Genomic DNA, 9,641 nt, shown 5'->3' on the forward strand with positions numbered 1-9,641 from the left:
TCCTGATCTGTTGTGTTTTTGTATTCAACAATATATGTTAGTGTTTCTCCCGGTTTCACTACCTTACCGTTTATTGTTGTTCCACTTTCGTTTACAACATCTTTTACAGGTTTGGTAAATTCTTCAAGTACCCACTTACCTATAAAGTGAACATCTTGACCGTCTATAGTTTGTGTCTCTTTATCATACCCCTTAAATACCCAGTTACCTTCTTTTACAGTAACTTTAGTTTTTGTAGGTTGATCAGGATGTACTACCGTACCGTTCGGAATTCTTTCAACGGTTTTTGGTGTCAAATCTTTAATAGATTGCGGCAATTCTTTGCCCGGAGTTCCACTAATAAACTCATGAGTTTTTTTATAAAGCAAGGTTGTTCTTACTTTATTAGATGGTGTTAGGGTATTATCAGCTTTTAAAGTTACTATATTATCTATAATTCCTGAAGTTTTTCCTTCTACCTTTTTATTGGTTTCCATATTATAAGTAACCTTAATCTCTTTGCCTGCACTTTCACGTTGCAAATATTCATCTCCCATATTGACAATAACCGTTTGCCCATATGTTGTAATAGTGTAATCTTTATTTTCTGTTAATGTTTTTCCATCCACGTCTACTTTTAAACTCTTGAAGTCTAAACGATCATCAAAATTATCTATTAAGTTTAAATTACTTAACGGTCCTATAATGTCTTTCCCCGGAGTTGGAACTTTGAATGTTCCTGTATAAACAATTTTTTCTCCGGCTTTAGCCAGTACTTGTGGTTTATCAACAGTTTTCTTGGGTGCCGGAATCTTACCTTCTACAAAAAGTCCAAAGACTGTTGAACAGTTTATCGTTGTATGATACCCAAAGTTTAATTTATTATCAACAGAACGTACGGATAATCCCGATACATTATTTTCTTGGTCATCACCTTCTGTTGTGGTAGTTGCCTTCCAATAAGTTGAATCACCTTCTGTAACCTGATTTAGTTTATTTCTATTATTTATAACCCTTTTATCAACACTTGTACTATAATTTTTAATATAAAAAGTTTCCCTAAGAGAACCATCGACAACATCAATATCTGCCGGACGCATAACTAATTTTAAATCTGTTTTTGAACCATCTGAATACCTTAATTCAGCCGTTATATCTGCATCATTCCAAAAAGCTCCTTTTATAAGATTGGTAGGGTTTTGATCTTTATATGGATCATATTTTTTCTCACTATAAATAAGATTTCCTATTTCAAAATTTCCACCTTCTCCCCAAAAGTTTGAAAGTTGGAAAAATGGAACAGCGGTTTTACCTTCTTTTCCAAGAGCATTTTTTGCTACTTCATTATTTAAATAGTGAAGAGTAACCTTATTAAATTTTAAATATGCATCAACTTTTTTACCGTAAACTTCACCTACATTTGAGAATTTCAACTCCAAAGGTTTATAAAAAACCTGATTTCCTTTATTATTTTTATCAACTCTAAGGGCAAAGTTTTTTAATGGTCCGGAAAGCTGTTTTAAATTTCCCTCATACCATGGATTATTTAATGTCGTTTCTTCGACTGCATCAGATTTTGATACTACGGTGGCATTATTTATATTTAAATTAAATTTATATGTATTGATTTTTGCCAAATCCGTATCATCTTTTACTTCATTTACTGAAGCCGCAGCTTTTTTAGCTGGGAAAAGCGATAAAATTACCATAATTGATAAAATTATTGCAAACAGTTTTTTTAGTTTAGACAACCTAGGTTTTGCCTTTATCATAAATATTCTTCCTCCTTAATTTATTAAATATTTTTCCTTTCTGTGTATTTTTTAGTAGGAATTAATTTACACATGAATTTTATTATGTTATACTATATCATATAGTGAGGATATTAGTTTATATGATTGATATTTATGGCTTTACTGCCATCAGTGTTTTATAATATTATGTATTATTTTAAGTGTAAATTAAATCCTGATTTTTTTTACACTATATACTATGATAATGCCCTATTAAAGCTGTTTTAACTAGAATAAAATTTAACTTTAAAATTAATTTTAAAAAAGAATATTTTCAAAAATTTAACACTTCACAAATTCGATTAAATTTATGAAGTGTTATTAACTAGATTATTAACTAAGAAAAAATAAAACCATACCTTAACTAATTTCTTATTAGTTGCTATTTGTTAAACTCTATTAATGTAAAATTCTCTCCATCATAGTCCAAAATACTTACCGATGTATTAATAATAGTACCTCGTCCTACTTTTTTTATACCTTTTTCAGTAAGAAATGAACGAATTAACCCACCATGACAAACCGCTAAAATAATTTCGTCTTGGTGTTCTTTATGTTTTTCTTTAAAAAATTCTTCTACTCTATCGGCTGCTTCTGCATCTGTTTCCATTCCACGGAGTTCTCCTGCTGTAAGACCCGCACTATATTCTTTAAAAGAAACACCTTCATATCCTCCATAGGATTTTTCTATTAAACGTTTATCTTTGTTCACTTTAAGTTTAGAATTATCTTCGCTATTTGAATTATCCAACATATAACGTGCGGTATCAAATGCTCTTCCCAACGTACTGCTATATGCCGTATCTATTTTGTATCCTTCTATTTTTTTACCCGCTTCTTTTCCTTGCTTTATCCCTTCTTTATTAAGCGGAATGTCACTATGCCCTTGTACCTTTTTACCTTTATTATAGTCCGTTTCGCCATGTCTTGCTAAAATAATTCTCATATCATTCTCACTTTCTTTAATTATTATATACTTTTAATAAATAAAGCAGAACATTAAATTATTATTTGTCCTGCTTTTATATATTATTATATATTAAATTGTTCCAATGTAAAGTTTTTCCCATCAAAATCTATTACATTTAATGCTGTATTATTTATTAGTATATTTGTTTTAGGATAAAGACCTAATGTTCGTAAGAAAATTCTAATTAAAGCTCCATGACAAACTACCAAAATAGTTTTATCTTCATGAGAATCATATTTTGACGCAAAAAAATCATTTGTTCTTTTAAATACTTCAGCGTCAGTTTCTATAGTTTCTAAACCTTTATTATTTTCTAAAACTGTAAAATATTCATCAAAGGTTGCTCCCTCAAAATCTCCAAAGTGTTTTTCTATCAATCTATCGTCTTTTTCTATAATAAAGTTATTATTTCCTGAATGTTCAAGCATAAGAGCTGCCGTTTTTACAGCTCTTTTTAAGGGGCTACTAAATGCCAAATCTATATTAAATTCTAAAATTTTATCAGCAGCTTTTGTTGCTTGAGCTACTCCCGTAGCATTCAGTTCTATATCGCTATGTCCTTGAATTTTTCTGTTTTTATTATAGTCTGTTTCACCATGTCTTACCAACAATATTTTCATGATATTTACTCCTAATCAAAAATAAAATCTTCATCTTCTATTGATTCAACGTTCATACTTACCACATAACCATCACCTTTTACACTAAAGAAATCATGATTTTTAGTTGAGGTATTCATCGCATTTTCAATAATAGGGTTAATATCCTTATCTTCAAAATATCCCGGATAACCTAAGTTTGCCAAGGCACGATTTGCGTTGTATTCAACATAATCTTTTACTTCTTCATACAACCCTATTTCGCCGTAAATATCTTGGGTATATATCAGTTCGTTTTCATATAAATCTAATAATAGTTTATACATTTCTTTATTCGCACGCTCTTGTTCTTCCGGTGTTAATGTTTTAAAAACTTCCTGTGCATCAAAGCCGGTAAAACTACCGTGAATGGTTTCATCTAATAAAATCTTACGGATAATTTCTCCTGATGTGGTCACTTTTCCTTGACCCGCTAAATATAATGGATAAAAGAACCCGCTGTAAAAAATATAGCTTTCTAAAAATACAGAAGCAACTCGTGCCATATATAAATCATAATTTTCTACTTCTTGTTTAAAAAGTTTTAAATAATATTTTTCAATAATTCTCGCTTTAAATTGTAACTCTTTATTACTTGGCACCCATTCGTCTAATAAATAATCCGTTTCTTGACTTGATATTAAAGACGTAAAAATTGTTGAATAACTCTTAGCATGAATTTGCTCCATCATTCCCATAAAACTATACACAGCTTGTTTACGCATATCTTCGGTGTGGAGTGATACTAAGGGCATTCCAATATCTCCTTGTTGAGTATCAAGCCCGGTTAATCCTGCCAATACTTTTTTATAAGTATCACGTTCTTTGTCATTTAAATCTTCATTCCAACTTTTTATATCTTTTGACACCTTAAACTCTGTATCAACCCAAAATTGTGCAATATTTTGTCGCCAATACATAAATGTTAAGTCATCTTGTTTATTCCAGTTTACTGCTTTCATCTATGATTCCTTTCTCTTATTATATTGAACATGATGTACATTCTTCTACTGATAGAAGTTTATTACGTGTATAATATAGTGATTTTAGTCCTTTATGATGAGCATAGATATAGTATCTAGCTAATTCTCTTGTTGTAATATCTGAATTTACATATAAAATTACAGAAATACCTTGATCAATATGTTCTTGAATTACTGCCATTAAATCTATTAATTTCATTTGATCCATTGTAAATGCTGATTTATAATACCATTGTGTTTTTGGATTTAAATATGGCATCGGATAAAATGTTTCAGCGTTTCCATATGTTCTACGTTCAATTTTATCAACGATTGGTAAGACGCTTGAGGTTGAGTTTTGAACATACGAAATGCTTTGTGTCGGTGCAATCGCCATTCTATAAGCATGATATAAGCCATTTTCTTTTACTCTATTTTTTAAACTACGCCAATCTTCTTTAGTTGGGATATAAATATCTTCAAACAGGACTTTAACCTTATCTGTCTGTGGGAAGAAATCTTGTTCCACGTATTTATCAAAATAACTTCCATTATAATAATCAGATTTTTCAAAATCTTTAAAAACTGTATTGCGAGCTTTTGCAATTTGCATTGAGCGTTCTAATGTGTAGTAGTTCATCATCATAAAGAAAACATTAGCGAAATCTTTTGCTTCTTCACTTTCATAGGCTATTAAATTTTTTGCTAAATAGCCGTTTAAATTCATCGCACCTAAACCTACTGAATGAAATTCTTCATTAGCTTTTACTACACCGGGGGCATTTTTTATCTTGGTTGAATCACTGACAAACGTTAAGGCATCCATGCCGGAATAAATAGATTCTTTAATTTTTTTACTCTCCATTACATTTACAATATTTAATGATGCAAGATTACATGAAATATCACGTTTTATAATATCTCCTTCTCCGTAATCTTTAATAATCGATGTTTCTTGTAATTGGAAAATTTCCGTACATAGATTACTCATTTTAACCTGTCCAATATCTTTTAACGCATGATGTTTGTTTGCATTATCTTTAAACATTAAATACGGATACCCTGATTGAAGTTGTGTTTGTGCAATTAAATTTAACATATCACGAGCGTTGTATTTGCGTTTTAATATATTTTCATTATCTACAAATTCATCATAATATTTTGCTAAATCAATATCATCCAGAACCAATCCGTATTCTTCATAAATTGAATGTGGTCCAAACATATAAAAGTCTTTGTTATCTTTAGCTAACTCAAAAAATAGTGACGGCACTATAATTCCGGTTGAAATAGTCGGTAAGCGTAACTCTTCATCAGCATTTACTTTTTTAGTATCCAAAAATTCCAACACATCATAGTGGAAGATATTCAAATAAACCGCTCCGGCACCGGGACGTTGTCCCAGTTGATCTGCATAGGCAAAACCTTGTTCAAGAGATTTAGCAACAGGTATAACACCCTTAGCCACTCCTTTTATCCCTTTAATACTTTCTCCACGTGCACGGAGTTTAGATAGATTAATAGCTACCCCGCCTCCAATTTTTGAAAGTTGTTTCGCCGTAGAGTCAATGTAATTAATAGAATTTAGTGAATCGCCTACTTCCAGTAAGAAACATGATACTAATTCTCCACGACGACTACGCCCGGAATTTAAAAATGTCGGTGTCGCAGGTTGAAGACGTTGTTCAAGCATTGCAATAATCAATTCTTTGGCGAGATTTACATCTCCATCAGCTAAATACATTGCAACGATAAATACGTGTTGGTTAAAGTTCTCCAAATATTGTTTTTTATCATTTGTCTTTAGAGCATAATCTTTATAAAATTTACTTGCTGCCATGTAACTTTTAAACTTGAATTTAAAGTTTGCAGCCAGTTCTAAACATTCTAATATTTCATCTTCAATATATTTATCAAAAATATTATAATAAAAATTTTCTCTCACTAAGTAACGTAATCGTTTAATTTCAGAACTAAACTTTACGGTTTTATAATCTACTTCACGAAGAAACTCCTCAATGGCTTCTTGGTCTTTTTCTAACTTGAAAAAACCTGTTTCGCCACGTTTCGTTACCTCATTATTTAATTCAATATGGTTAAATTTTTCCATTTTTTGTACTCTCCAAATAAATTTTCTTGAATTTAATTAAATCTCTCGTATTACCATGTAATTCTATTTTCATTAACAATGGCACATTATATTGTTCGCTAATTGTTTCTGATGCTTTAGCGAAACGATTTCCCCAATTTTTGTTACCACTCCCAACTACACCGACCAGATGCTTACTATTTTGTTCTAAAAACGTAGCAACATCATCAGGTACTTTTCCAAAACCAATCGTCGGTGTAACAAGTATATAGTCAAAATCTACATCATAATCTACTTCCCACAAATCCAGTACATCTTCGACAGGTATTTTACAACGCTCAACAAATCGTTTACAGTTTCCCGTTAAAGAAAAATATATTACTTTCATGTTCCCCCTCCTAAACTCCGAGAAATTATTTCCCGGAAATTTAAAACTTAATTAATATTATACCTTGTATTTTATTTTTTTTCAATAAATATTTTTTTGATTTTCCAACTTAAAAATTTAATACATATTTTTTATTTTATTTTCTGATCTTCCACCTTTATTTTACTCTTTTCTTTGCTTTTACTATAACAAAATATTTTATAAATTTTTTTATCGAAATGTAAAAGAGTATATATTAGCTTAGCTACTAACATATACTCTCTTTAAGATTATTTTTTATTTGTTCTTCGTGCAAACTCTGAAAAATGAAATTTGTCTACCCTGTGACGACTTTCCGTATAATGAAGAAAATCTGTTCCTTCCGTATATACATCGCCCTTTACAACCGCAATATGCTTATTATCATTCAAGTCAATATAGTTCTTGTCTTCTTCGTTTATCGGCTCTATTTCAAAGTGTTTATTTCCATATGAAATTTTAATCCCCATCTCATCTTCCAAATAGTCATACAATGAATCTTCTACCTGTCTTGTCGGAACGTTTTCTATAAAAGTTTTCTTGATATAGTCTTTATCTAAAATAACAGCTTCACCATCTATAAATCTCTGTCTTAACAAATAAATCAGTTTTTCCCCTCTTTTAGCTAGACCGAGTTTTATTAAAAATTCCGGCGCTTCTATTTCCTTATTTTCTATTACTTTTGTAGTAGAAACCGTATTTTGAAGTTCTTGTATTTCCTTGAAACTTATAAGCCCTGAAACCGGTACTCTGTATTTATGAATATCTAAAACAATAGAACCCTTCCCTTGAATTTTATGAATATAACCATTTTCTAATAATAGCAAAAGTGCTTTTCTAATAGTTTCCCTAGATACACCATATTCTTTTGCCAATTCGTTTTCACTTGGCAATAAACTATTATATCTATATTGCCTGTTTTCTATTTTTTCTCTTAATTCTAAATAGATTTTAAAAAACTTATTCATGATTTCCCCCAAATAAAATACTATATGTTGATATTTTAACATAATTTTTTCTATTTAGGAATATTTTTACTCAAAAACTTTAATTGTCAATTCTATTTTTATTAAAAATCGTAAATATGTAAACCAAATTTCATCTATTATAATTTTTTATTTAAGTAAATTTTCATTAATTTTCTTCTTGAGCCATCGCTTTTGCTTCTTCTTCAAGTTTATCTATGTGCATCATATCATTTAAGCGACCTTTAATTAGAAGCAACACTATACCGAATATTAATACTATCGCTCCGATGTAAGTAAATACTTGAGTAAAGCTTAATTTTACTGTTAGTTTTGCTAAATATCCTGAAATAATATTTGATAATGAGAATGTCATATACCAGATACCCATTGATAGTGATGCGTATTTAGCCGGTGATAATTTGTTAAACAATGACATTCCTATTGGAGAAAGTAGTAATTCCCCTATAGTTAACAACACATAAGTTATTAAGATATATGATATATTCATTTTAGCACCTGATTCTATATTTCCACCGATAGTGTTAACCCCTAAAATCATAACTCCAAATGCTATACCTGAAAGTATCATACCTAGCCCCATTTTAGTTCCTGTATCCAAATCCCCGTGTTTAGTTTTACTTAGTTTAACCCATAATGCACCGAATGCAGGGGCTAATGCCGCACATAATAATCCATTAAATGAAATTAACCACGGTGTAGGTACTGTCCAACCGAATATTGTTCTATCTACTGCTTTTTGTGTAAGAATTGCAAATGATGTTTGTGTTTGATACCATGCAGACCAGAATAATGTTGAGAATACAAATAGTATAGCCATTGCTTTCATTCTATCAATATCAATTTTAGTTAATGGATGATTTACTGATTTTTTAGCTTTTTTACTTGCTACAGGATATTTACCTTTTTCTTTTAACCAAGAAGGTGCAAATAAAGCGAAAACTAAAAATTGAACAAATGCCAATGCTGCTGCTACCAAGAAACCATAACGATAACCATAAGAGATTACTTTACCATCACTTCCAACTTTAGCAAACCAACTGTCTGTCATTAAACCGAAAATAATCGGCCCGAATAGGCTTCCTATATTAATAGCCATATAATAAATACTGTATGCGGCGTCTTTCATAGTTACTTGGTCACGTTCATATAACGCACCAACCAACGCACTAATGTTACCTTTACCTATACCGGCTGCTATTAAAAGTAATAATAAGCTGGCTATTACTGTCCACAGTTCACTGGTTGAAAAATATAGTGCTATATATCCAAAACAGCTGAATAATGTTCCTAAAATAATTGATTTTTGGATACCTAAGTATTTATCCGCTAACCAACCACCTACAAGTGCCATCATATAACCTAAAGCACCATAATAACCATATAATTCTGAAGCAAAGCCTCTATCCAATCCTAATCCGTTTTCTGCTGTACTGGCAGTAAAGAATAGAATTAAAAATCCTATAATACCGTAAGCATATAAGTTTTGTAACACGGTTACAACGTTAACCAGATGTAGCCCTTTGGGGTGCTTCATTTTTTCAACATTCTCCATAATTATATCCTCCTAATAAATAATTTATGTGTTACGCTTTCATTATATTATATAAATTCTCATAAATCAATAAAAATTTTAGTAAGAAAACTTATTATGAAAATTATATATTTTTATTACTAAAAAAATATATATTCATTTTACTTAATCTTTTCAAAAGAAAAAATATCAAATATTTTAAAATTTTCTATATTGAAATATTTTAATAAATCTAGTAATATATCCTATAAATTCATTATTTAATACTTGTGATAAATTTTATA

The 9,641-nt window shown here is 30.2% G+C and carries 8 protein-coding genes; all 8 read right to left on the reverse strand.

Translation table 11 applies throughout. The features are described 5' to 3' along the window. The coding region (locus HMPREF1983_RS01570; RefSeq protein WP_021752527.1) for an isopeptide-forming domain-containing fimbrial protein at positions 1–1,751 on the reverse strand (1,751 nt) is incomplete at its 3' end. A gap of 403 nt (positions 1,752–2,154) precedes the next feature. Then, positions 2,155–2,718: a histidine phosphatase family protein gene (locus HMPREF1983_RS01575; protein WP_021752528.1), complete on the reverse strand. Its 564-nt coding sequence runs from the start codon at positions 2,716–2,718 to the stop codon at positions 2,155–2,157. An 86-nt stretch (positions 2,719–2,804) separates the two neighbouring features. Continuing rightward, entirely contained in the window at positions 2,805–3,362 is a 558-nt protein-coding gene (locus HMPREF1983_RS01580) for a histidine phosphatase family protein (RefSeq protein ID WP_021752529.1), read from the reverse strand. 11 nt (positions 3,363–3,373) lie between these two features. Then, positions 3,374–4,342 carry a class 1b ribonucleoside-diphosphate reductase subunit beta gene (nrdF, locus tag HMPREF1983_RS01585; RefSeq protein ID WP_021752530.1) on the reverse strand — a complete coding sequence of 323 codons (969 nt, stop codon included), beginning with the start codon at positions 4,340–4,342 and terminating at the stop codon, positions 3,374–3,376. Between the two features lie 19 nt (positions 4,343–4,361). Further along, a complete protein-coding gene (gene nrdE, locus HMPREF1983_RS01590; protein WP_021752531.1) occupies positions 4,362–6,452 on the reverse strand; it encodes a class 1b ribonucleoside-diphosphate reductase subunit alpha in 2,091 nt (696 codons plus the stop codon). Beyond that, positions 6,439–6,819 (reverse strand): class Ib ribonucleoside-diphosphate reductase assembly flavoprotein NrdI, encoded by a 381-nt coding sequence (gene nrdI / locus HMPREF1983_RS01595; protein WP_021752532.1) that lies wholly within the window; start codon positions 6,817–6,819, stop codon positions 6,439–6,441. The genes nrdE and nrdI overlap by 14 nt, the downstream gene beginning before the upstream one ends. Positions 6,820–7,088: 269 nt before the next feature. Continuing rightward, the gene (gene treR / locus HMPREF1983_RS01600) at positions 7,089–7,805 is read right to left on the reverse strand and encodes a trehalose operon repressor (protein ID WP_040460791.1); all 717 of its coding nucleotides are present in this window, start codon (positions 7,803–7,805) and stop codon (positions 7,089–7,091) included. Positions 7,806–7,971: 166 nt separating this feature from the next. Next, positions 7,972–9,378, reverse strand: coding sequence for a peptide MFS transporter (locus HMPREF1983_RS01605; protein ID WP_021752535.1), 1,407 nt, complete (start codon positions 9,376–9,378; stop codon positions 7,972–7,974). Positions 9,379–9,641: the final 263 nt, after the last annotated feature.

It is taken from the genome of Gemella bergeri ATCC 700627 (assembly GCF_000469465.1).
GTDB classification, from domain to species: Bacteria; Bacillota; Bacilli; order Staphylococcales; family Gemellaceae; genus Gemella; species Gemella bergeri.

Bases quoted from the DNA above. Each gene is read 5' to 3' on its own strand.
- nrdE (WP_021752531.1), bottom strand. From the start codon at position 6,452: ATGGAAAAATTTAACCATATTGAATTAAATAATGAGGTAACGAAACGT.
- HMPREF1983_RS01580 (WP_021752529.1), bottom strand. From the start codon at position 3,362: ATGAAAATATTGTTGGTAAGACATGGTGAAACAGACTATAATAAAAAC.
- nrdI (WP_021752532.1), bottom strand. From the start codon at position 6,819: ATGAAAGTAATATATTTTTCTTTAACGGGAAACTGTAAACGATTTGTT.
- nrdF (WP_021752530.1), bottom strand. From the start codon at position 4,342: ATGAAAGCAGTAAACTGGAATAAACAAGATGACTTAACATTTATGTAT.
- HMPREF1983_RS01575 (WP_021752528.1), bottom strand. From the start codon at position 2,718: ATGAGAATTATTTTAGCAAGACATGGCGAAACGGACTATAATAAAGGT.
- HMPREF1983_RS01605 (WP_021752535.1), bottom strand. From the start codon at position 9,378: ATGGAGAATGTTGAAAAAATGAAGCACCCCAAAGGGCTACATCTGGTT.
- treR (WP_040460791.1), bottom strand. From the start codon at position 7,805: ATGAATAAGTTTTTTAAAATCTATTTAGAATTAAGAGAAAAAATAGAA.